The following is a 20,091-nucleotide window of genomic DNA, read 5'->3' on the forward strand; positions in this document are numbered from 1 at the left end:
TCATGCATTACACCGAGACTGGCAGCCCCCGCCTGGCAATATTGATTGATGCCGACAATACTTTCAGATTCATCAACGTGATAGATGAGTTACTGGAAGAAATCTCGAAATACGGGGATGTGAGCATTCGACGAATTTATGGCGACTGGACCGAAACCAAGATGCAGCGCTGGAAAGAAATCCTGCCCAAATATGCGATTCAGCCTATCCAGCAATATGCCAATACAAAAGGGAAAAACTCGACCGATAGCGCCCTGATTATCGATGCCATGGATTTACTATACACAGCCCCACTCGATGGTTTCTGCATCGTTTCCAGCGATAGCGACTTTACCAGGTTAGCCACCCGGCTGCGCGAATCGGGCAAGCAGGTGTATGGCTTCGGAGAGCAAAAAACGCCAGACTCATTGATCGCGGCATGCAACAAATTCATCTATATTGAAATTCTGTCAAAAGAAAAATTATCCGATCCTCCCGAACCTACACCCATATCAACATCAGAGACCTCTGCAAGCGTAGAATCTAAACCTCCAGCCGCCCCATCGACTCCCTTGTCCCCAGCCGCATTGGCTCCGGGCATCCGCAAGAGCAGTCGCGAGCTGGCCATGGATACACGGCTCATTTCCCTCATCCGCTCAGCCATCAGTGCATTGTCCGATGACGATGGCTATGCCCATATCGGGGAAATAAAAAAATATATGATCAAGAACTTCCCTGCCTTTGATTCGCGCAATTATGGTTACAGCAAATTTAGCGAGCTGATCAAGGCCACGGGGCTTTTTGACATCGATAAGGATAAGCAGCGTATTAAGGACAAGCGGAAAAAATGATCCCCATTCTTATACTCTACTATTCTCAAGGCGGCGCTACCCGCGACATGGCCAAGCTCGTCGCGCGCGGCATTGCTTCGGTCGAAGGCACGCAACCCAGGTTGCGCACGGTACCCAAAGTATCCGCCAACCATGAAGCAACCGAGCCCGAGATTCCGCAAAGCGGCGATCCTTATGTCGAGCTTGCCGACCTAGAGGAATGTGCTGGACTGGCATTGGGCAGTCCGACCCGTTTCGGCAACATGGCCGCGCCGATGAAGTATTTCCTCGATGGCACCAGCGTGCTCTGGCTCAAGGGTGCTCTGATCGGCAAACCGGCTGCAGTGTTCACTTCCACATCCTCCATGCATGGCGGCCAGGAGAGCACGCTGCTCTCCATGATGATCCCCTTGCTGCACCACGGTATGCTGGTGCTGGGCCTGCCTTATTCCGAACCTGAGCTCGCGGCCACCAGCACGGGCGGCACGCCATATGGCGCCAGCCATCTTGCTGGCGTGATGAACAACAAGCCAGTCAGCGCGGAGGAGAAAGCGCTATGCATTGCACTGGGAAAACGCCTGGCAGAAACGGCCATCAAGCTCAAGCGTGGCGAGTGAAAACTGCCAGCCGTATTTTTTACGCGATTGTTCCCGGATAGGCATGAAAAGCGCTTCATGACTCGGTTATAATAAAAAAATGCGTATTCTTCTTTCCAATGACGACGGTTATTTTGCCCCCGGGCTCAATATCCTGGCCCAACACCTTGCAAAGGTGGCAGACATTGTCGTTGTCGCTCCCGAGCGTGACCGCAGCGGCGCGAGCAACTCCCTGACACTGGATCGCCCGCTGTCGGTGCATCGAGCCAACAATGGTTTTTATTATGTCAACGGCACCCCGACCGACTGCGTGCACCTTGCCGTGACCGGTCTGCTCGACGAATTGCCCGACATGGTGATATCGGGCATCAACGACGGCGCCAACATGGGGGATGACACCATCTATTCCGGCACCGTCGCTGCCGCTACCGAGGGTTTCCTGCTCGGTGTACCGTCGTTTGCCGTTTCCATGTCGCGCCATGGCGTACAGCATTTCGAGACTGCGGCAAAATTCATGGTGAGCCTGGTCAAGCGTTACCAGAAAGACCGCTTTCCGCCGCCAGTGCTGCTGAATATCAACGTGCCGGACGTGCCGTTCGATCAGATCAAGGGCACGGAAGTCACGCGTCTAGGTAAGCGCCACAAGGCGGAGCCTGTGATCAAGTCCACTACGCCTCGCGGCCAGACCGTGTACTGGATCGGGGCGGCTGGCAGCGCGCAGGATGCCGGCGATGGTACGGATTTCCATGCCGTGAGCCAGAACCGCATTTCCATTACGCCCCTGCAAATCGACCTCACGCAATACAGCCAGCGTGAACAAGTCAAGAACTGGCTTGCGTTGTAAAGTATGAGCAGCGCGGCATTAAGCGGCATTGGCATGACCTCGCAGCGCACGCGCGAGCGTATGCTGAGGCGCCTGAGCGAGAAAGGCATCAAGGACGAAGTGGTGCTGGCGGCGCTGGGCGCCATCCCCCGTCATATCTTCGTCGACGAGGCGCTGTCCTCACGCGCCTATGAAGACGGCTCGCTGCCGATCGGGTTCGGACAGACCATTTCCCAGCCCTATATCGTGGCCCGCATGACCGAGATCTTGCGCAACGGCGGCCCGCTCGGAAAAGTACTGGAAATCGGCACCGGCTGCGGTTACCAGACTGCCGTACTTTCCAAAGTGTCCAAGGAGGTCTACTCGGTAGAGCGTATCCGCCCGCTGTTGATGAAGGCACGTGGCCATTTGCGGGAATTGCGCCTCGCCAATATTAAGCTCAAGCATGCCGATGGCACCATGGGCTTGCCGGAACTGGCACCTTTTGACGGCATCATGGTCACAGCGGCTGCACGTCATATCCCGCAAGAGCTGCTAGAGCAGCTTGCCGTCGGGGGACGCATGGTCATCCCTGTCGGCACTGAAGAACAAATCCTGTACCTGGTCGAGCATCTCAAGACTGCATCAGGCTCGGAATACAGACAAAGTAAACTGGAAGCGGTGAAATTCGTACCGCTGCTAGGTGGAACCAACTAATGCAATGGACTAAGCAATTCAACACATCCAGGATGATATGCCTGCTCCTGATCGGCCTGGGAGGCTGCAGCACGACCGAGCACGCCCCGGTGATAGATCGCGCGCCCGCAACCAAGCCGTCACAGGGTAAACCAGCGGCAGGCCAGCATGCCAGTGACTGGCGGCCCAACACGCATATCGTCAAAAAGGGCGACACCCTGTACAGCATTGGCCTGGAATATGGGTTCGATTACAAGGAAATCGCCCAGCTCAATAATATCGCGCCACCGGCCTATACCATACACATCGGACAGCAGCTCAACCTGCCTGCCCGTTCGGCAGACATCTCTACCGCAGCCAGCCCTGTGGCGGGACAACCGGCCAGCACCACCGACGGCGATGTCATTGTCACGCCACTCAACCTGGACGGGGGAAGCGATCCTGCCACCCTAGCAGGGCAGGCGGAAACCGCCCCACTGTCGGCGGGCCAACCACTGCTGTTGATTGAGCCCAAGGCACTACGCCAGCCTTACAGCGAAGCAGCCATGAATGCGCCCGCCCCAGCGCCGCAACCTCAGCCCGTGGCAGCCCCAGCAACGGCTACTCCGGCTCCGGCAGCAGTTTCATCCGCCACCAAAAGCATTGAAGGCATCGAATGGGCATGGCCGACCAACGGCAAAGTCATCGCGGGCTTCAATGATTCCGCCAGTACCAAGGGCCTGGATATTGGCGGCACCATGGGACAGCCGGTATATGCCGCGGCACCCGGCAAGGTAATTTACAGCGGGTCTGACCTGCGAGGGTACGGCAAGCTGGTCATCATCAAGCACAACAATACTTTCCTCTCGGTCTATGCCCACAACAGCAACATCCTGGTCAAGGAAGGCCAGCAAGTCACCCGGGGCCAGAAGATTGCGGAAATGGGCGACACCGATACCGACAAGGTCAAGCTGCATTTCGAGATTCGCCGCCAAGGCAAATCAGTAGACCCAAGCAAATACCTGCCTGCATCCCCGAGCTAGATACCGACCCCAAGGAGCCCGCCTATATGAGCAAGCCTGTGCGCAACCCCGATGCCAAGCCAGAATCCTTGCTCGCCACGCTGCTAGCAGGTCTCCGGTTGGGGTTGATGCTGCTCGGCATTATCGGTATTGCCGTCCACCTGTTCAGCGATGAGGGTTGGCTGGACCGCGCGATGGCCTGGATATTTTCTGGCACCTGGACGCTGCTGGCCGTTCCTACTGCGGTCTTGGGCGCTTATCTTGCCAATCGCTGGCTCACGGCCCCCAAACGCGGGGAATTGAGCAAACGCGGCGACCTGCCGCTTTACCTCATGATGGGGGTAGGCGCGTTTTTCCTATTTCGCCTACTCAGCACGGGTGGCTTCTGAACTGCTGAAATCCTGTGCTTTGCTGAATTGACACTGCCCTGCCAGTGCTGCGACCTCATGCGCCAAACCCATGGCAGCCAATAAAAATGCCGCCCCCTTTCAAGGGGCGGCATTCATTCAACGACTTCATTATCCCGCGAGCTACTTGGCGGCCGCTGCTTCCTGCTGGGCGTAATATTCGCGCACCTGGGTCATGTCATAGGCCCTGGCCCACTCAATGATCTTGTCGAGCGCAGGAGCGCCTATTTCACCGACCTGGGCATGAATGCCGGCCTGCTCGCGGATCACCAGGATGCCCGGAATCTTCTCCACCTCGAAATACTCGCTGATTTCCGGGTCATCTTCGGTATTCACCATACCGAACACGATATCCGGATTCTGCTCGGAGGCCGCTTCAAAAACAGGCGTGAAAGCAACGCAGGGCTGACACCATGGTGCCCAGAAATCAACAATCACAAAGTCATTGCTCTCGATGGTGTGCTTGAAGTTGGCTTTGGTAAGCTGCAAAACAGGCATGATGAAATCCCAGCTGATGGAAGAAGCGTTGCATTATAACAGACCTGTATACCACCTACTCAGACAATAGGTTTACCCCAGGCGCTGTCGAAGAACAGCTCTCCCAGCTCGCGACGGCTGCGTGCAGCCAGCTCTCCCTCCTTGACTTCACCCTCCAGCGTGGCAGGGTCAGCGGCATAACCCACCGCTACCATGGCAATGATTTCGATCTGCTCGGGAATGGCAAAGGCATCCCGCAACTTGCCCGCATCGAAACCTGCCATCTGGTGCGCCATGAGTCCTGATGCAGTTGCCTGCAAGCAAAGGTTTTCTGCCGCGGCACCAGCATCATAAGCTGCAAACGGATTGGGTTTTCCATTATGGTGAAACTTGGTGTCAGCCGCGACCAAGATCAAGAGCGGTGAGTTCTTGACCCAGCCCTGGTTGAATTCTACCAAGGTATCGAAAGCTTTCTGCCATGCCGCAGCATCCTTGTTCTTATCCCAGACAATGAATCTCCACGGCTGATCGCCATAGCAGGAAGGCGCCCAACGGGCTGCCTCCAGCAGTGCAATGGTCTGCTCACGCGTGACCGGCTTGCTGGCGTCATATGCGCGACCGCTCCAACGACCGGCAATGGTGGAATCAATAGGAACACTGGTAACTGCTGGTTTTTTTGACATATTGTTATCCTTGTAAAGTTGGGTAATCGGTATAGCCCTTGGCATCCCCGCCATAGAACGTCGCCTGGTCAGGCGTATTCAATGGCGCATCCTGCTGGAATCGCTCCACCAGGTCAGGATTGGCAATGTACAAGCTGCCGTAGGCCACTGCATCGGCATGGCCCGAGGCAATGGCGGCATTGCCCTTGGCCTTGTCGTAGCCAAGGTTGGCAATATAGCCGCCCTTGAAGTGTCGACGCAAAGCGGAGAAATCGAATGGCGGTATATCCCCGCCGCCCATTCCGCCCTCGACGACATGAAGATAAGCCAGTCCAAACGGACTGAGGCTGTCAGCCACATGGTTGAACAAGGCCTGCGGATTGGAATCGCTGATGTCATTGAATGGATTCAGCGGCGAAATGCGCACCCCAACACGGTCCGCACCAGCCACATCGACCACGGCCTGGGTCACTTCCAACAACAGACGGGTGCGGTTCTCGATACTGCCACCATACTCATCGGTACGGCGGTTGGTGCTGTCGCGCAGGAACTGGTCTAGCAGGTAGCCATTAGCAGCATGAATCTCGACCCCGTCGAAACCGGCTTCGAGTGCGTTGCGCGTAGCCTGCGCATAATCTGCAACGATGCCCGGCAGCTCCTCAATCGCCAATGCACGCGGCGTGACGAAATCCTGCAAGCCCTCGTAGGTAAAGGCCTGCCCTGCCGGCTTGATGGCCGAAGGTGCTACGGGCAGGGCATTGCCAGGCTGCAGGGACGGGTGCGAGATACGGCCTACATGCCAGAGCTGCAGCACGATCTTGCCCCCCTTGTCATGGACGGCCTTCGTCACCAGCTTCCAGCCCTCCACTTGCTCGGGCTCGTGTATGCCTGGCGTGGCGGGATAGCCATGTGCAGTGGGAGAAATCGGTGTCGCCTCGGTGATGATCAGCCCGGCGGAAGCGCGCTGGGCATAATACTCGGCATTGATAGGCTGTGGCACATTGCCCTTGCCGGCACGGTTGCGGGTCAGTGGCGCCATCACGATGCGGTTCTTGAGTGCGATGCTGCCCAATTTGGTTGGGCTGAATAAATCAGCAGGCATGACATTCCTCCGTAATTGAACAACGAAACACCGCGCAAGTCGAGACTTGCGCGGCTTATCGGACGTTAAGACATAACATGCAGGATTTACTTCTTGATACCTTCGATCAGCAAGGTGACTTCGATATCATCGCCCACCGGGGAACCAGGCTTGCCCCAGGTATAGCCATAATCGGAAGCCTTGATGATGGTCTTGGCTTCGATACCGGTGCGTACGTTACCCCAGGGGTCGTTGCCGAAACCGAGAATGGCAAATGGGAAGGTCACTTCCTTGGTCACACCGTTGATGGTGAGCTTGCCCGTGACATTGCCCTGAGTGGCAGAAGTCGGCTCAACCTTAGTACTGACGAAGCGCATTTCGCCGAACTTTCCTGCATTGAGATATTCTTCTTTCTTAATGTGGTCGTCGCGCTTTGCGTTGCTGGTGTTGACGCTCAGCACGTTGATCCTCGCATCCACGCTGGAATTGGCCAAGTTGTCCTTGTCGATGGCCAGTTTGCCCGTGATGTCACTGAAAGTACCAGAGGTCTTGGACACGACGTGGCGGATCGCAAAGTTGGCAAAGCTGTGCGTATTGTCGATCTCGTAAGTCTCGACGGCAGCAAATGCCAGGCTGCTTGCTGCAAACAGGCCGGCAACCAAGCCCAGTTTAGCGATGGAGTGTTTCATTGCATTTCCTCTCTGCGTTTCAAAAATCGTTTTAGTTTAACTGCGTAACTTCTTGGTGATGCTGGCAACCCGCTCACCCAGGTGTTCGGCTGTCAGCAAGTCACTCTGCAATGGCGCAACGTCTGGGCCTTGATCACTGTTCGCCTGGGCCAATGCGCCCAAGAAACCACCCAGGCGGTTCAAGTCATTGACTGAACCTGAGCTGCTGTTGTTCCCTGGCAGCAAATCATTTCCCACCCAGATCATGCCGTGCTGGGCGGCAAAAATAGCAAGCTGCACAATAGTGTTGAGCTTATCTCCGCTCTGGCTGGCTGAAGTCGTGAAGCCTGCAGCCACCTTGTCCTTCCACCCCCTGTTATACCAGATGCCGGAGCTGGCATCCATGAATGCCTTGAATTGGGCAGAAGCCGAGCCCATGTAGGTCGGGCTGCCGAAGATGATGGCGTCAGCGGCGTTCAGCGCATCCCAGTTTTGCTGTGCATCCTCCGAGTTGAACAGTTGCACCTCGGTGCCGTCGACTTTCTCAGCCCCGCGCGCGACTGCTTTTGCCTGGACTTCAGTATGGCCATAGCCGCTGTGATACACCACTACCACTTTCGTCATGATATTTCCTTTCATTACACAAGATTAACGGAATGATGAGATGGCAGATCGAACAACAGCACCTCTGCTGCTTCCCCCGCCGTGATTTCAATGTGCTGCTGGGCATCGACCTTGGCAGCATCGCCCGCCTCCAGCAATAATCCATCCACAATGAGGCTTCCGCGTACCACATGCAGGTATACGCTGCGTCCTCGCTGCATGCTGTATTCGATTCGCTGGTTTTCGGACAGCACTGTTGCATACAGGGCAACATCCTGGTGAATGCGCAATGAACCCTCACGGCCATCGCGTGACGCAACCAGGCACCAGCGGTCGCGCTTCTCCTCGGCGGCAAAGTGCTTCTCCTCGTACCCAGGCGATATCCCGCCCTCTTCGGGCAACAGCCATATCTGCAACAAATGTGCCTGGCTACGGTCAGAAGCGTTGAATTCGCTGTGCACGATGCCGGTACCAGCGCTCATGCGCTGTACGTCGCCCGCGCGAATCACCGAGCCGTTGCCCAGGCTATCCTCATGGCGCAACTCGCCTTTGAGCATGTAGGTGATGATTTCCATATCGCGGTGCGGGTGCATGCCGAACCCCATGCCGGGCGCGATCACATCCTCATTGATCACACGCAGTACCGAGTAATGCATGTGCTCGGGATCCTGGTAGCTGGAAAAGGAAAATGAATGATAGCTGTCGAGCCAACCATGGTTGGCATGGCCGCGCTCCTGGGCTTTACGCAAACTGATCATGGTGTGCCTTTCTTGACCTTCAATAATATTGAACTGAATAGGCATGGTAGATAAACGACTGCAGTATGAATAGCAAAGAATTTTGTATATATTGTTCAAAAATTATGAACATGTTGCGGTGCACCCACCCAGAGACTGCATGACCACCATCATCCAACCCAACGCTGTGTCAGGGCCACAGTATTTATGGCAAGGCCTGAAACTGGTATTGAGCCCAGGACTACGCCTGTTTGTGCTCTTGCCCCTGCTTGCCAACCTCGCGCTGTTTATCGGCATGGTCTATTACGCCATCAGGCAGTTCGACCGCTGGCTGGCAGGATTGCTGGCGACCTTTCCCCAATGGCTGGAATTCCTTTCTTACCTGGCATGGCCTTTCTTCGCCATTCTGCTTATGCTGATCATCTTTTTCACCTTCAGCCTGTTTGCCAACCTGATTGCCGCGCCATTCAATGGTCTGCTGGCGGAAAAAGCGGAAGTCATGATCCGCGGCCAGGACGACTTTCCCGCCTTCAGCCTACAGGAGCTATTGGCCATCATCCCCCGCACTTTAGGCCGCGAGCTGCGCAAGTTGTTGTACTTCCTGCCGCGCGCGCTGGGCCTCATGCTCCTGTCGCTGATCCCCGGACTCAACTTGCTCGCCCCACCCTTGTGGCTGCTGTTTGGCATCTGGATGATGTGCGTGCAATACCTCGACTATCCTGCGGACAACCACAAACTAGACTGGCAGGATATGCTGGCCTGGCTGAGACAGAAGCGCTTGAAAAGCCTGGGATTTGGCGCCAGCGTCTATGCTGCGCTGTGGATTCCCGGACTCAATGTCCTGATGATGCCGGCGGCAATCGCAGGCGCCACGCTGTTCTGGGTGCGTGAGCGTAACACGCTCCCGAAAGCCTCCGCATGAGCATCAGGCTCTCCATCGAAGCGCTTGAGGTGCTGGATGCGATTGACCGTGAGGGAAGCTTCTCCGCCGCCGCCGAAAGCCTTCACCGCGTTCCTTCGGCCATCACCTATACCATCCGCACGCTGGAAGACGACCTCGACATCAAGCTTTTCGACCGCAGCGGGCACAAGGCAAAGCTCACCGCTGCCGGGCTCGAGCTCTTGCGCGAAGGCCGCCACCTGCTCAAGGCGGCTGGGGAATTGGAACGTAGGGTGCGTCGCGTCGCCACTGGCATAGAAACCGATATCCGCATTGCCATCAGCGACCTCCTCAGGCTGGAACCACTGTATGACATCCTGGATCGCTTTTACCGTCAAGCATTCGGTACTCGCGTATATCTGCAGCGCGAAGTCTACGGCGGCAGCTGGGATGCCTTGATCAGCAACCGGGCGGATATCTCGATAGGCGCGCCAGGCGAAGGTCCATCCGGCGGCGGCTATACCACGCGCCTGCTCGGCACGCTGGAATTCGTATTCGCCATCGCGCCCCACCATCCTTTGGCTGACCTGCCAGAACCACTGTCCAACCACGACATCCAGCAGCACCGTTCCATTTCGGCGGCAGACAGCTCACGCCACCTCCCGCCGAAAACATCCGGTATCCTGGACGGACAGGATGTGCTGTCTGTTCCAGACATTCCGAGCAAGGCACTGGCACAGATCAAGGGGCTCGGGGTGGGTTATTTACCGCGCAAACTCGCTGAATACCATGCTGCACGCGGCGAATTACTGATCCGCGAGGTGGCAGAGCCGAAGCCGGAAGTGGTGGCCTATGTCGCCTGGCGCAGCGGCGGCAAGGCGCAGCAATGGCTGCTGCAGGAATTGCAGAAAGTTGGTATGGAGGCCTTCCTGCCTGGGTGAGACAAGCTGGCATGTAGTTCCGGGAAATTTGGTATATTGGCGCAGAAGGGCATCCTACTTCAACAATCACACAATGATGCCGTTGGATATGACACGCCACCAAGACAAACATTAAGAAGGGGAGACAGGAAACCACCATGGCACAAAACCACTTTCCACGCGAGTTCAACGCCATCAATCGCTATACCATTCGCGCCATGCTCTGGCTCAATGGTTTCGCGCATATCACCATCGGATTGGCGCTCGCTGTCTCCGTGGCGATGTTCACCTGGCTGTTTTTCCTCGACGTGCGCATCGCCTTTGCCGCCAATAATCTCGTTCATGGCTTCCTCAACGCGCTGGGTACCCTGATGTTACTGTGGTCGATTTCAGCATTGATTTCCGCCGAGATCCGCTACCTCATGGGCGCCAAGCTGGAAGTGGAAACCTTTATCGAAGTCGCCATGGTGCTGGTGCTGCGCAAACTCATCATCATGCCGGTACAGGAAGTCACGCCTGACCCGATGGAGGTAGTGCTCTGGGTCGGCGCAGGCCTCATGCTCGGGCTGACTTTCGTGCTGGTGCGCTGGGGCCAGAAGCAGCAAACCGATTAACACAACACACATGAAGGAAAGAGCATGCAGGCCCAGATCCAGGCCATCATCCAGAACACCAGCCGCATCATTCTAGGCAAGGACCAGCAAATCAAGCTGGCCCTGGCTGCCATCCTCGCTCGCGGGCACCTGCTGATCGAGGACCTGCCCGGCATGGGCAAAACCACCTTGTCCTACACGCTGGCCCAGGTGCTGGGCTTGCAGTTCAATCGCGTGCAATTCACCAGCGATCTGCTGCCAGGCGATATCCTCGGCGTATCGGTCTATGACCGCAATGCGGCTGATTTCAAATTCCATCCCGGCCCGGTGTTTACCCAAGTGCTGCTGGCGGATGAAGTCAACCGCGCCACGCCCAAAACCCAGAGCGCGCTACTGGAGGTCATGGAAGAAGGCCAGGTGACGCTCGAAGGCGAAACGCGCGCGCTACCAGCGCCGTTTTTCGTGATCGCTACCCAGAACCCGTCCCAACACGTCGGCACATTTATCCTGCCAGAATCGCAATTGGATCGTTTCCTCATGCGCATCAAACTGGGCTATCCCGACCCTCGCGCAGAACGCGCCCTGCTCCGGAACGATGGTGGGCGCCACGGCGTTCATGCGCCGGAGCAGGCGATTGACGCAAGCGGGCTGATCGCCCTGCAACAGGCAGTCGACCGCGTCCATCTTTCCGATGCGCTGTTGGACTACCTGCAGGCCCTGTTGCAATATAGCCGCAACTGCAACCAGTTCAAGGCTGGTCTGTCGCCTCGCGCCGGGCTGGCGTTGCGGCAGTGCGCGCAAGCCTGGGCATTGATTCACGGGCGCGACTTTGCCATCCCCGACGACATCCAGGCAGTGCTACCTGGTGTGGCAGGCCACCGCCTCCAACCCATCTCCGGCAGTACCGTCAGCGACACCGCTGAGCACCTGCTGAATGCCGTTGCCATCCCTTGACACCCAGTCAGCGAGGTTGTGGAGGCGCCACAGTGCGACACTCCCCGCCAAGCTGACGCTCCAGCGCATCTATATCATGCCCAGCCGCGCAGGCTGGGGCCTTGCCATCCTATTGCTTGCCATGCTTACAGGTGCCATCAATTACACCCTGAATCTGGGGTTCATTCTCACCTTCCTGCTCGCGGGCATGGCACTGGTCTCCCTGCTGCACACCTGGCGCAACCTAGCATGGCTGCAAGTCGAAGCAGCCCCGCCATCCCCCGTCTTTGCTGGCCAGGATGCCATGCTCCATGTTTCCCTGTCGGAAGACCGCGGATGCGAACGCTTTGCCATTGCCGCCAGCCTGGGCAGCCAAGCCGCGTTATTCGTCGATGTGCCAGCCAACGGCACTGCCACGCTAGTGATCGGCAGTCCAACACTCAAGCGCGGCTGGCACGACATGGGGATTCTCACCCTCTCGACCGGGTTCCTGGGCGGCCTATTCCGCGCCTGGAGCCGGCTTGAAACCGGAACCCGCTGTCTAGTGTACCCACGCCCTGCTGCCACGTCCCTGCCCCTGCCGCAAGCGAATGGGCCGACCCATAGCGGCAGCCTCTCCCCGCAAGCAGGGGATGAGGATTTCGCGGGCTTGCGGCTTTACCAGCGCGGGGACTCTCCTCGCCGGATAGACTGGAAGGCATCCTCACGCGAGCAAGGCATGTACAGCCGCGACTTTCATGCCGAATCGCAGCAGCAGGTCTGGCTGGACCTAGGGCAGACGCCTGGCAGCGACCTCGAGCAACGCTTGAGCCAGCTGACCAGCTGGGTCATGCAGGCGCACGAAACCAATCAGCGTTACGGCTTGCGCCTGCCGGGTAGGGATCTCGCACCGGCACACAGTCAAGCCCACTATGAAGCCTGCCTGCGCGCCCTGGCCCTGCTGGAGGTGGAGTGAGCATCGCCAGCCAGCCTGGCAAGGCCGACCTCCATTGGCTGCTGGGAGCCATGTTGCTCGCCATGGCGCTACATTTCAGCCACTTCCCGCTATGGGCCAGTGCATTGATCCTGCTATTCATGGTCTGGCGCCTGTTACTGCAGCTGAAGCAGTGGACCATGCCCAAGTTATGGTTGCTGTTGCCCATCACCCTGCTGGGCGTCGCCGGGATATACCTGCAATACCGTACCCTGTTTGGTCGCGATGCCAGCGTGACGCTGCTTGCGCTGATGCTGTCGCTCAAACTCATGGAGTCCGGCACCCGACGCGACTATATCATCCTGATCTTTGCTGGGTATTTTCTCACGATCACTGCCTTTCTGTTCGACCAGTCGCTATGGGTCGGCGCTTACCTGCTGCTCCCGGTATTCGGCCTGACAGCATGTCTAATCGGCATCAGTTATCCGCACGGCATCCTGCCCCACCGCGTGCGCACTCGCTTGAGTATGATGCTGCTCTTGCAGGCAGTACCGCTGATGCTGGTGCTTTTTATGCTGTTCCCGCGCATTCCCGGCCCGCTCTGGGGCGTGCCGCAGGATGCCTACCGTGCCATGAGCGGTCTGAATGACCATATGCAACCTGGCGACATCAGTGAGCTCAGCCTGTCCGGTTCAGTGGCCTTCCGAGCGCAGTTCCAGGGCAAAATCCCAGCGCAGCAGCACCTTTATTGGCGCGGACCAGTACTCTGGCAATTCGATGGTCGCAACTGGCATATGGGAGGGCATGAACGCTACCAGGAAACGCTGGAGGGATTGGCGGAACCAGTCGACTATGCCGTCACGCTGGAACCGCATAACCGCCGCTGGCTGCTGATGCTGGATGTGCCGCACGCCCAACCGGCGGGCACCTCTTTTACCAGCGACCGGCAGGCGCTTGCGCAGATGCCCGTTCGGACAAGAATGCGCTATACCGGTAGCTCCCACGTACAATACCACCTAGCCGCCGACATCTCCGACAAGACACTTGCCCAGGCCTTGCAGCTGCCATCGGGCGGCAATCCGCGCAGCCGTGCACTGGCGCAAGCCTGGCACCGGGAGCTGCAAGCGCCGGAGCGCATTATCGATGCCGCGTTGTCGATGTTCCGCAGCCAGGCATTTTTCTACACCCTGACGCCCCCGCGCCTGGGCGACCAAGCTATTGATGACTTTCTCTTCAACAGCAGGCGCGGCTTCTGCGAGCACTATGCCAGCAGCTTTGCCTACCTCATGCGGGCTGCCGGCATTCCTGCACGCATCGTCACAGGCTATCAGGGCGGCGAGACCAATCCCGTGGGCCAATACCTGATCGTACGCCAATCCGATGCCCATGCTTGGGTGGAAGTCTGGCTCGAAGGCCGGGGCTGGGTCAGGGTGGACCCCACGGCGGCAGTCGCCCCATCCCGGGTGGAGAGCGGGATCAGCACAGCATTGTCGGACAATAGCCCATTGCCTATCCTGGCGCGGCAGGATCGCACCTGGCTGCGCGATCTATACCTGAACTGGGATGCCATTAACAACGGTTGGAACCAGTGGGTGCTGGGCTATGACCAGCAACGCCAGCTTGCGCTGCTGTCACGCATGACGGGTACATCCGCCAACTGGCAGCAGCTCATGCTATGGCTCACTGGCAGTCTGCTGTTGATGTCGGTACTGCTGTGCGCCTGGTTACTCCGCCGCAGGCATATACCAACCGACCCCATAAAAGCGCTTTACCTGCGCTACCTGGCGAAACTGTCGCGCAGGGGGATTCACCATAGTCCCGGAGAAGGGCCGCTCAGCGTCCAGCGACGTGCCAGCACAGCGTTACCTCAGCATGCGACAGACATTGCCCGTATCACCCGGCTTTATCTCGCGCTTCGTTACGGACCACTTGAAGAACTGCCTAATGAGCACAAAACCATGGCAGAATTACGGTTACTAATAGAAGGACTAGATGGCTAATGCCAGCATCTCAAGAAGAAAACACCGCCGCTGACGAAGATTTCATGCGCATTGCCCTGCAGCTGGCACAGGAGGCCGCTCTTGCGGGCGAAGTACCCGTGGGTGCTGTCGTGGTGAAAGACGGGGTGGTGATTGGCCGCGGCAGCAATGCGCCGATCGCATACCACGACCCCAGCGCACATGCCGAAATACGTGCCATGCGCGATGCCGCGGCCAGGCTGGGCAACTACCGTCTGACCGGCTGCGCGTTGTATGTCACGCTGGAACCCTGCGCCATGTGTGCAGGCGCCATCCAGCATGCCCGCATTGCACGCCTGGTATTTGGCGCCCATGATTACAAGACCGGCGCTTGTGGAAGCGTCATCGACCTCATGGCCGAAGAGAGACTCAACCACCATACCCTGGTAAAAAGCGGCGTATTGGTGCAGGAATGCAGCGCCACCCTTACGCAATTCTTTGCCGAACGGCGGCGGCAGCAAAAGGTAGAAAAGTCTGGCAGCAATTAAGATTTACACCTGAATGACAGGCGGGAGAACCGAGGAGACAATCATGATTCCAGAAGAGTATATCGTGGTGTATTTCATATCGCTTGGGCTTTGCCTGCTTTCCACCATCTACAAGACAGCCTGCTTCAAATCCATGCTCTGCAGGCAGATTCTTGGCAGCGTATTCTGGAGTCTGGTGCCGGTCATGAACACGTTCAAGGCCATGCTCTGGCTACTATCCCTGCTCGTGACATGGCTGGATAGGCGCAAAACCATGTAGGCCAAATGCTCAGGGCGCAGGTTTAGACGGCTTTCTGCCCTGCTTGAGCTCCTCGGCCAAAGCCCGCGAAGCATCGCGCTTCTGCTTGGTGTATTGCAGTATGTTCTCTAGCTTGGCGGCAGACGGTAGATTAGGATCATAGGGCAGTTGCGACAAGGCCTCATAGCGTTCCTGATAGCGGTCGGTGATATCGTTCTCGATCTGCTCGCCCAGCTCAAAATATGTCACATTGCCCTGCTTGCTCTCATGCATGATATGCAGCCAAGAACGGTTGATCGCCTGATCTTCCTGAATGAAAGCATTGATTTCCTTTTGCAGCAGCAGCTCATCGCCCCAGCTGTATTTAGGCGCTGGAAGCTTGTATAGCATGATGGCAATAGCAGCTACCAGCAGGCTGCCGCCGATCAGCCGGGGCAAACGTGGCACTACCTCTTGCGGCCTCAAGCCGCGCATCAGCAGCAATCCAGCCAGCATGCCCGCGACAAAGCCGCCAATATGTGCGGCATTGTCAATCGCGGGAATCATGAAGCCCAGCGCAATGGTGGCGGTTGCGAATACGCAGGCGCCCCCGAACAGCCAACGGAACTCGCGTCGGTCTAGCAACGCCCGTTCTTGCCAGAGAAATACGATCAAGGCGCCATAAATGCCGAAAATCGCGCCAGATGCCCCACCAGATACCGCCTGGTTGCCCTGCCACACCAGCGAAAGCAGGTTACCGACCAAGCCGCTGACCAGATAGATGACCAGGTAGCGCCAATGGCCATACATGCGCTCCACGAGCTGCCCGCCATCCCAGAATGCAATCATGTTCAATGCCAGGTGCACAGCGCCGAAATGCAAGAACAAGGCGGTGAACAAACGCCACCATTCCCCATCCTGCGTCGCAGGACCGAAGTTGGCACCCCATGCAAGCTGCAGCTGCACATTGTTGGGGGAGTGCCAGAAACCAGCACCATTGAACAGCATCAGCACAAATACCAGCAAGTTGGCCGCGATGAGGCACTTGGTCACCGGGATGCCTGGCGTGCGCTGCTTGATTGCAGCACCTAGGGAAGGCCAGCTATCGGTTAGGTCAGTCATATCGTTGGATGGAGGATACAAAAAGAATGTGCCGAAACAAAAAACCCGCCACAAGGACGGGTTCTTGACTTAGCGATGGGAGATCAGTCACGCTCGCCCATGAACGCCATCAGCAACTGCAGCAAATTGACGAACAGCTGATAAATGCTGATGTACAGTGACAGGGTAGCCATAATGTAATTGGTTTCCCCTCCACGCACGATGCGGTTCACATCGTACAGGATGAAGCCGGAGAACAGCAGCACTGCCACTGCAGAGATCGCCAGCGAAGCAGCAGGCACCTGGAAGAACAGGTTAGCCAGTGACGCAACGATCAGCAGGATCAGGCCAGTGCCGCCTGCAGCCAAGCCAACCAGCTGACCACCATTACGCAGGTTCAATGCCACCTGCAGGATAGGGCCAAGCATCAGGCCCATGAAGAATGTCAGGCCAAACAGCAGCACGACTCCAAAGCTATTGTTACGGTTTGCAGAAATGGCAAAGAACAGCCCGAACATCACGGCCAGCATGATGAGGGAGGACATGATCGGGCTGGCAGCCATCCACGAGAAATTCATGGACATGCCAATCAGCGCGCCGATCACGGTCGGCACCATGGTCAGGCCCAGCATCATGTAAGTGTTACGCAATACTTTATGCGCGCCCGCCGGCAACGCTTGCGTATTGGCGACTTGATAATTCGTTTGCATCTGGATATACCCCCTAAGAAAAAACCGAAACTACTCCTAAGACTAGCCAATAAGCCCGAAAGTTTCAACCTTATTCAACGACAGGCTGTGGACTCACATTCAAATACCGATCATACCAGCAATCCGCCAGTTAATTCTGAGTATGTATTCAGTTCACAAGTCACAATCATCATTTACCTGCGCACGTCATTAGTCTCTTCGGGCTATTGCGATGATTTCAGCGTGCCCCTATGCTGGCCCTGTCAATTCGAAATTACCAACATCTAATAAATATTGACATCGCGTTACTGACGCTTTTCTTTCCTTTCAACTCAATTTATAGGGGTAACATCGCATGAAAGCAATGAATCTCAAGGCAATTCTGCTGGCTGTTTCTCTGATTGGCGCATCTGCTGGTGCTTACGCCAATCCAGTTCTGGGTCCTGATCAAAATGCATCTCCAGATATAGAAGTCTATAACTTCGTTCATGAAGGTTTTATTGGGGCTGGCACCTTTACTCACTGGCTTGCATTTGATATTGAGGGATACCGCTCTGTCAACGCAACTATCAGCGCCAGCACTCCACTCGGCACCATTTCTTTCGAAGACTTCGATCTCTACACTGCTATTGATGGCACGCTGTTACAGGAAGGTGACACTTCTACCCCACTTCCAGTACTGTCTTTCGGTTACCTGACTGGTAATGTAGATGGTCCTGCAACATACTGGTTGAAGATCACAGGGTCAGCCGATTTTCCTGATGGCTTCAATGCAACCTATGCTGGTACCATCACTGCTGCCGTTCCCGAGCCAAGCACCTACGGCATGCTGGCACTGGGCCTGGGCCTGATCGGCTTCGCAGCACGCGGCCGTTCCAAGTTCTCCGCCTAATCTTTGGCACGGAACTGATCAAAACCCGCTGCGGCGGGTTTTTTTATTGTCTTTTTGAGATTGAATATCCAAGGGTTTTTCGGCAAACCCTGCGCCATTTCCTGCCAACCCCATTCATCACGCAAACGGCAAATCCCCATCTGCCTTGCCCACCTGTCCGACCCGGTGCACCGCGTGCATGAAGTCAGGATCTTCATGCAAGGCCACCATGCTGGAAGGGTGCCGCCCGCCATGCATGCGGGCAAGCCGTGCCAGGCTTTGCGCCTGGATGTCCCATTTCAGATTGGCAAGCAGTTCGTCCGCCTTGTCGGGCTGGTTGCACAGCAGCACCATGTCGCAGCCCGCGTTGAGCGCCGCCAGCGCACGCTGGGTCACGTCTCCCACCACGCCTGCGCCTTCCATGGAAAGGTCGTCGCTGAAGATCACGCCGTTGAAACCCAGCCTCTGGCGCAGGACTTTTTGCAGCCAGCGCTCGGAAAAACCTGCGGGCTTGTTGTCCACCTTGGGATAGATGACATGGGCAGGCATGATGGCCTGGATGCCGTCGTCGATGAGCTGGCGGAAGGTTTGCATATCCGTTGAAGCGATCTGGTCGAAATCGCGCTCGTCCACGGGAATCGCTACATGAGAATCCGCCACCACATAGCCATGGCCGGGGAAATGTTTGCCCACGGCCGCCATGCCGCCGCGCTTGAGGCCCTGCATCAGGGAAAACGCCAGTTCGTTGATGGCTTGCCTGTCGCCATGGAAGGCGCGGTCGCCGATCACCTGGCTTTCGCCATAATCCATATCGAGCACGGGCGTGAAGCTGAAATCAATACCATGGGCGCGTAGCTCTGCCGCAATAATCCAGCCCGCCTCCTCCGCCAGTTGCCTCGCCTTGCGCGGGTGCTCGTCCCAGATCTTGCCGAACTCTCGCATGGGCGGGATTCGCGTGAAACCCTCGCGGAAACGCTGCACGCGCCCTCCTTCATGATCGACCGCAATCAGCAAGGGGGGCTGGCGCACGGCATGGATGCTGTCCGTCAGCGCCTTGAGCTGGGCTGGCGACTCGAAATTGCGCGCGAAAAGAATGACGCCACCTACCAGGGGATGGCGGATGCGGCGAATGTCTTCCTGGGTAAGCTCGGTGCCGACGACATCGAGCATGATGGGGCCTAGTGTCATGTTGATTCAGTCTAGTCAGTATAAAAGCCCGCTATTGCAGGCGGAATGGATTGAAATCGGTATGCCTGTCGTAGTAGTCCTCGTTCTCGGCACGCTTGAGGAATGCCACCACGCGGTAGGTCACCGGCGTCAATACTACCTCAACCCCGGTCTTGGCGAGAAATTGCGCCAGCATCACCAACGGCAATTTGTCGTCCGGGATGATGCCGCTGCCATAGAAAGCCAGCGGATAGAACAACAGCGAATCCACGCCTTCGCCGGTGATGGTGGAACCTATGGTGCGCATCCAGAGCCAGCGCCCTTCGGTCCAGACCTTCATTTTTGCCAGCACCATGGCATTGACGAACTCGCCGCAGGCAAAGGCGATCAAGCCGGCCAGTGAGATGCGCCACGCCGACCCAAACGCGATTTCATAGGCGCGTTGATTCTCCCAGAATGGGGCCGGCGGCAAGGCGACGATGATCCAGGCCATTGCAGAAGCGAATGCCAGTGCGGCAAACCCCGTCCAGATCACGCGGCGCGAGCGGGCGTAACCGTAGACTTCGGTCAACACATCACCAAACACGTAGGAAATCGGGAAAAACAGCACACCGGCGCCGAAAGTGAGGGTGCCGACCAGCGGAAAATCGAGCTGGGCAACCTTGGCCGGGCCGATGAGGTTGTAGCAGACCAGTACCACCACAAACGCCACCATGACGACATCATAGTACCGGTAAGCGCGCTGCGGCATGGCCCCTCCTC

The 20,091-nt window shown here is 57.1% G+C and carries 26 protein-coding genes; 15 read left to right on the plus strand and 11 right to left on the minus strand.

What is annotated here, in order from left to right; genetic code table 11:
• Positions 1-2 precede the first annotated feature (2 nt).
• The 6 genes from MFLA_RS09320 to MFLA_RS09345 all read left to right on the plus strand — a co-directional run bounded on the left by MFLA_RS09320 (position 3) and on the right by MFLA_RS09345 (position 4,293).
• Positions 3-830, plus strand: coding sequence for an NYN domain-containing protein (locus tag MFLA_RS09320; RefSeq protein WP_011480043.1), 828 nt, complete (start codon positions 3-5; stop codon positions 828-830).
• Entirely contained in the window at positions 827-1,426 is a 600-nt protein-coding gene (gene wrbA, locus MFLA_RS09325; RefSeq protein ID WP_011480044.1) for an NAD(P)H:quinone oxidoreductase, read from the plus strand. Before MFLA_RS09320 ends, wrbA begins: the two co-directional genes overlap by 4 nt.
• 79 nt (positions 1,427-1,505) lie before the next feature.
• A complete protein-coding gene (surE, locus tag MFLA_RS09330) occupies positions 1,506-2,249 on the plus strand; it encodes a 5'/3'-nucleotidase SurE (protein ID WP_011480045.1) in 744 nt (247 codons plus the stop codon).
• Positions 2,250-2,252: 3 nt separating this feature from the next.
• On the plus strand, positions 2,253-2,924 hold the full coding sequence (locus MFLA_RS09335; RefSeq protein ID WP_011480046.1) for a protein-L-isoaspartate(D-aspartate) O-methyltransferase: 672 nt from the start codon (positions 2,253-2,255) through the stop codon (positions 2,922-2,924).
• Positions 2,924-3,925 (plus strand): peptidoglycan DD-metalloendopeptidase family protein, encoded by a 1,002-nt coding sequence (locus MFLA_RS09340; protein WP_011480047.1) that lies wholly within the window; start codon positions 2,924-2,926, stop codon positions 3,923-3,925. Before MFLA_RS09335 ends, MFLA_RS09340 begins: the two co-directional genes overlap by 1 nt.
• Positions 3,926-3,951: 26 nt before the next feature.
• A complete protein-coding gene (locus MFLA_RS09345; protein WP_011480048.1) occupies positions 3,952-4,293 on the plus strand; it encodes a hypothetical protein in 342 nt (113 codons plus the stop codon).
• Between the two features lie 141 nt (positions 4,294-4,434).
• Here MFLA_RS09345 and MFLA_RS09350 read toward each other — a convergent pair whose 3' ends face one another.
• The 6 genes from MFLA_RS09350 to MFLA_RS09375 all read right to left on the minus strand — a co-directional run bounded on the left by MFLA_RS09350 (position 4,435) and on the right by MFLA_RS09375 (position 8,560).
• Positions 4,435-4,809, minus strand: a complete 375-nt coding sequence (locus MFLA_RS09350; RefSeq protein ID WP_011480049.1) for a thioredoxin family protein — start codon at positions 4,807-4,809, stop codon at positions 4,435-4,437.
• 59 nt (positions 4,810-4,868) lie between these two features.
• The gene (locus MFLA_RS09355) at positions 4,869-5,471 is read right to left on the minus strand and encodes a nitroreductase family protein (protein WP_011480050.1); all 603 of its coding nucleotides are present in this window, start codon (positions 5,469-5,471) and stop codon (positions 4,869-4,871) included.
• A 4-nt stretch (positions 5,472-5,475) separates the two neighbouring features.
• On the minus strand, positions 5,476-6,552 hold the full coding sequence (locus tag MFLA_RS09360) for an alkene reductase (RefSeq protein WP_011480051.1): 1,077 nt from the start codon (positions 6,550-6,552) through the stop codon (positions 5,476-5,478).
• An 86-nt stretch (positions 6,553-6,638) separates the two neighbouring features.
• Positions 6,639-7,220 (minus strand): YceI family protein, encoded by a 582-nt coding sequence (locus MFLA_RS09365; RefSeq protein WP_011480052.1) that lies wholly within the window; start codon positions 7,218-7,220, stop codon positions 6,639-6,641.
• Between the two features lie 36 nt (positions 7,221-7,256).
• The gene (locus tag MFLA_RS09370) at positions 7,257-7,823 is read right to left on the minus strand and encodes a flavodoxin family protein (RefSeq protein WP_011480053.1); all 567 of its coding nucleotides are present in this window, start codon (positions 7,821-7,823) and stop codon (positions 7,257-7,259) included.
• Positions 7,824-7,837: 14 nt separating this feature from the next.
• Positions 7,838-8,560 (minus strand): pirin family protein, encoded by a 723-nt coding sequence (locus MFLA_RS09375; RefSeq protein WP_048811946.1) that lies wholly within the window; start codon positions 8,558-8,560, stop codon positions 7,838-7,840.
• A gap of 139 nt (positions 8,561-8,699) precedes the next feature.
• On the opposite strand from MFLA_RS09375, the gene cysZ reads away from it, so the two are divergent.
• From cysZ to MFLA_RS09415, 8 genes are all read left to right on the plus strand, one after another.
• On the plus strand, positions 8,700-9,461 hold the full coding sequence (cysZ, locus tag MFLA_RS09380) for a sulfate transporter CysZ (protein ID WP_011480055.1): 762 nt from the start codon (positions 8,700-8,702) through the stop codon (positions 9,459-9,461).
• Positions 9,458-10,360 (plus strand): LysR family transcriptional regulator, encoded by a 903-nt coding sequence (locus MFLA_RS09385; protein WP_011480056.1) that lies wholly within the window; start codon positions 9,458-9,460, stop codon positions 10,358-10,360. Before cysZ ends, MFLA_RS09385 begins: the two co-directional genes overlap by 4 nt.
• A gap of 137 nt (positions 10,361-10,497) precedes the next feature.
• On the plus strand, positions 10,498-10,953 hold the full coding sequence (locus MFLA_RS09390) for a phosphate-starvation-inducible PsiE family protein (RefSeq protein WP_011480057.1): 456 nt from the start codon (positions 10,498-10,500) through the stop codon (positions 10,951-10,953).
• A gap of 24 nt (positions 10,954-10,977) precedes the next feature.
• Positions 10,978-11,886: an AAA family ATPase gene (locus tag MFLA_RS09395; RefSeq protein WP_011480058.1), complete on the plus strand. Its 909-nt coding sequence runs from the start codon at positions 10,978-10,980 to the stop codon at positions 11,884-11,886.
• Positions 11,867-12,820 (plus strand): DUF58 domain-containing protein, encoded by a 954-nt coding sequence (locus tag MFLA_RS09400; protein ID WP_011480059.1) that lies wholly within the window; start codon positions 11,867-11,869, stop codon positions 12,818-12,820. Before MFLA_RS09395 ends, MFLA_RS09400 begins: the two co-directional genes overlap by 20 nt.
• Positions 12,817-14,778, plus strand: a complete 1,962-nt coding sequence (locus tag MFLA_RS09405) for a transglutaminase TgpA family protein (protein WP_011480060.1) — start codon at positions 12,817-12,819, stop codon at positions 14,776-14,778. Before MFLA_RS09400 ends, MFLA_RS09405 begins: the two co-directional genes overlap by 4 nt.
• Positions 14,778-15,284, plus strand: a complete 507-nt coding sequence (tadA, locus tag MFLA_RS09410; RefSeq protein WP_011480061.1) for a tRNA adenosine(34) deaminase TadA — start codon at positions 14,778-14,780, stop codon at positions 15,282-15,284. Before MFLA_RS09405 ends, tadA begins: the two co-directional genes overlap by 1 nt.
• Positions 15,285-15,327: 43 nt before the next feature.
• On the plus strand, positions 15,328-15,543 hold the full coding sequence (locus MFLA_RS09415) for a hypothetical protein (protein WP_229407045.1): 216 nt from the start codon (positions 15,328-15,330) through the stop codon (positions 15,541-15,543).
• 9 nt (positions 15,544-15,552) lie between these two features.
• Here MFLA_RS09415 and MFLA_RS09420 read toward each other — a convergent pair whose 3' ends face one another.
• Together MFLA_RS09420 and MFLA_RS09425 are read right to left on the minus strand one after the other, a co-directional pair.
• Positions 15,553-16,623 carry a rhomboid family intramembrane serine protease gene (locus MFLA_RS09420; protein WP_011480063.1) on the minus strand — a complete coding sequence of 357 codons (1,071 nt, stop codon included), beginning with the start codon at positions 16,621-16,623 and terminating at the stop codon, positions 15,553-15,555.
• 83 nt (positions 16,624-16,706) lie between these two features.
• Positions 16,707-17,312, minus strand: a complete 606-nt coding sequence (locus MFLA_RS09425) for a Bax inhibitor-1 family protein (protein ID WP_011480064.1) — start codon at positions 17,310-17,312, stop codon at positions 16,707-16,709.
• 334 nt (positions 17,313-17,646) lie between these two features.
• Between MFLA_RS09425 and MFLA_RS09430 the strand changes: the two genes are divergently transcribed.
• Positions 17,647-18,183: an FxDxF family PEP-CTERM protein gene (locus MFLA_RS09430; RefSeq protein WP_011480065.1), complete on the plus strand. Its 537-nt coding sequence runs from the start codon at positions 17,647-17,649 to the stop codon at positions 18,181-18,183.
• Here MFLA_RS09430 and MFLA_RS15010 read toward each other — a convergent pair.
• From MFLA_RS15010 to MFLA_RS09440, 3 genes are read right to left on the minus strand one after another with little or no spacing between them, the layout of a single operon-like run.
• Positions 18,180-18,308, minus strand: a complete 129-nt coding sequence (locus MFLA_RS15010) for a hypothetical protein (protein ID WP_267864359.1) — start codon at positions 18,306-18,308, stop codon at positions 18,180-18,182. The genes MFLA_RS09430 and MFLA_RS15010 overlap by 4 nt on opposite strands.
• Complete coding sequence (nagZ, locus tag MFLA_RS09435) at positions 18,301-19,350, minus strand: beta-N-acetylhexosaminidase (RefSeq protein WP_011480066.1); 1,050 nt, start codon at positions 19,348-19,350, stop codon at positions 18,301-18,303. Before nagZ ends, MFLA_RS15010 begins: the two co-directional genes overlap by 8 nt.
• A gap of 31 nt (positions 19,351-19,381) precedes the next feature.
• The gene (locus tag MFLA_RS09440; RefSeq protein WP_011480067.1) at positions 19,382-20,080 is read right to left on the minus strand and encodes a queuosine precursor transporter; all 699 of its coding nucleotides are present in this window, start codon (positions 20,078-20,080) and stop codon (positions 19,382-19,384) included.
• Between the last annotated feature and the right edge of the window lie 11 nt (positions 20,081-20,091).

Origin of the sequence: Methylobacillus flagellatus KT (assembly GCF_000013705.1) — a bacterium.
Lineage (GTDB): Bacteria > Pseudomonadota > Gammaproteobacteria > Burkholderiales > Methylophilaceae > Methylobacillus > Methylobacillus flagellatus.

What these genes read in the sequence shown, in the direction of transcription:
- MFLA_RS09320 (WP_011480043.1), top strand. Translation starts at nt 3, where the DNA reads ATGCATTACACCGAGACTGGCAGCCCCCGCCTGGCAATATTGATTGAT.
- wrbA (WP_011480044.1), top strand. Translation starts at nt 827, where the DNA reads ATGATCCCCATTCTTATACTCTACTATTCTCAAGGCGGCGCTACCCGC.
- surE (WP_011480045.1), top strand. Translation starts at nt 1,506, where the DNA reads ATGCGTATTCTTCTTTCCAATGACGACGGTTATTTTGCCCCCGGGCTC.
- MFLA_RS09335 (WP_011480046.1), top strand. Translation starts at nt 2,253, where the DNA reads ATGAGCAGCGCGGCATTAAGCGGCATTGGCATGACCTCGCAGCGCACG.
- MFLA_RS09340 (WP_011480047.1), top strand. Translation starts at nt 2,924, where the DNA reads ATGCAATGGACTAAGCAATTCAACACATCCAGGATGATATGCCTGCTC.
- MFLA_RS09345 (WP_011480048.1), top strand. Translation starts at nt 3,952, where the DNA reads ATGAGCAAGCCTGTGCGCAACCCCGATGCCAAGCCAGAATCCTTGCTC.
- MFLA_RS09350 (WP_011480049.1), bottom strand. Translation starts at nt 4,809, where the DNA reads ATGCCTGTTTTGCAGCTTACCAAAGCCAACTTCAAGCACACCATCGAG.
- MFLA_RS09355 (WP_011480050.1), bottom strand. Translation starts at nt 5,471, where the DNA reads ATGTCAAAAAAACCAGCAGTTACCAGTGTTCCTATTGATTCCACCATT.
- MFLA_RS09360 (WP_011480051.1), bottom strand. Translation starts at nt 6,552, where the DNA reads ATGCCTGCTGATTTATTCAGCCCAACCAAATTGGGCAGCATCGCACTC.
- MFLA_RS09365 (WP_011480052.1), bottom strand. Translation starts at nt 7,220, where the DNA reads ATGAAACACTCCATCGCTAAACTGGGCTTGGTTGCCGGCCTGTTTGCA.
- MFLA_RS09370 (WP_011480053.1), bottom strand. Translation starts at nt 7,823, where the DNA reads ATGACGAAAGTGGTAGTGGTGTATCACAGCGGCTATGGCCATACTGAA.
- MFLA_RS09375 (WP_048811946.1), bottom strand. Translation starts at nt 8,560, where the DNA reads ATGATCAGTTTGCGTAAAGCCCAGGAGCGCGGCCATGCCAACCATGGT.
- cysZ (WP_011480055.1), top strand. Translation starts at nt 8,700, where the DNA reads ATGACCACCATCATCCAACCCAACGCTGTGTCAGGGCCACAGTATTTA.
- MFLA_RS09385 (WP_011480056.1), top strand. Translation starts at nt 9,458, where the DNA reads ATGAGCATCAGGCTCTCCATCGAAGCGCTTGAGGTGCTGGATGCGATT.
- MFLA_RS09390 (WP_011480057.1), top strand. Translation starts at nt 10,498, where the DNA reads ATGGCACAAAACCACTTTCCACGCGAGTTCAACGCCATCAATCGCTAT.
- MFLA_RS09395 (WP_011480058.1), top strand. Translation starts at nt 10,978, where the DNA reads ATGCAGGCCCAGATCCAGGCCATCATCCAGAACACCAGCCGCATCATT.
- MFLA_RS09400 (WP_011480059.1), top strand. Translation starts at nt 11,867, where the DNA reads ATGCCGTTGCCATCCCTTGACACCCAGTCAGCGAGGTTGTGGAGGCGC.
- tadA (WP_011480061.1), top strand. Translation starts at nt 14,778, where the DNA reads ATGCCAGCATCTCAAGAAGAAAACACCGCCGCTGACGAAGATTTCATG.
- MFLA_RS09415 (WP_229407045.1), top strand. Translation starts at nt 15,328, where the DNA reads ATGATTCCAGAAGAGTATATCGTGGTGTATTTCATATCGCTTGGGCTT.
- MFLA_RS09420 (WP_011480063.1), bottom strand. Translation starts at nt 16,623, where the DNA reads ATGACTGACCTAACCGATAGCTGGCCTTCCCTAGGTGCTGCAATCAAG.
- MFLA_RS09425 (WP_011480064.1), bottom strand. Translation starts at nt 17,312, where the DNA reads ATGCAAACGAATTATCAAGTCGCCAATACGCAAGCGTTGCCGGCGGGC.
- MFLA_RS09430 (WP_011480065.1), top strand. Translation starts at nt 17,647, where the DNA reads ATGAAAGCAATGAATCTCAAGGCAATTCTGCTGGCTGTTTCTCTGATT.
- nagZ (WP_011480066.1), bottom strand. Translation starts at nt 19,350, where the DNA reads ATGACACTAGGCCCCATCATGCTCGATGTCGTCGGCACCGAGCTTACC.
- MFLA_RS09440 (WP_011480067.1), bottom strand. Translation starts at nt 20,080, where the DNA reads ATGCCGCAGCGCGCTTACCGGTACTATGATGTCGTCATGGTGGCGTTT.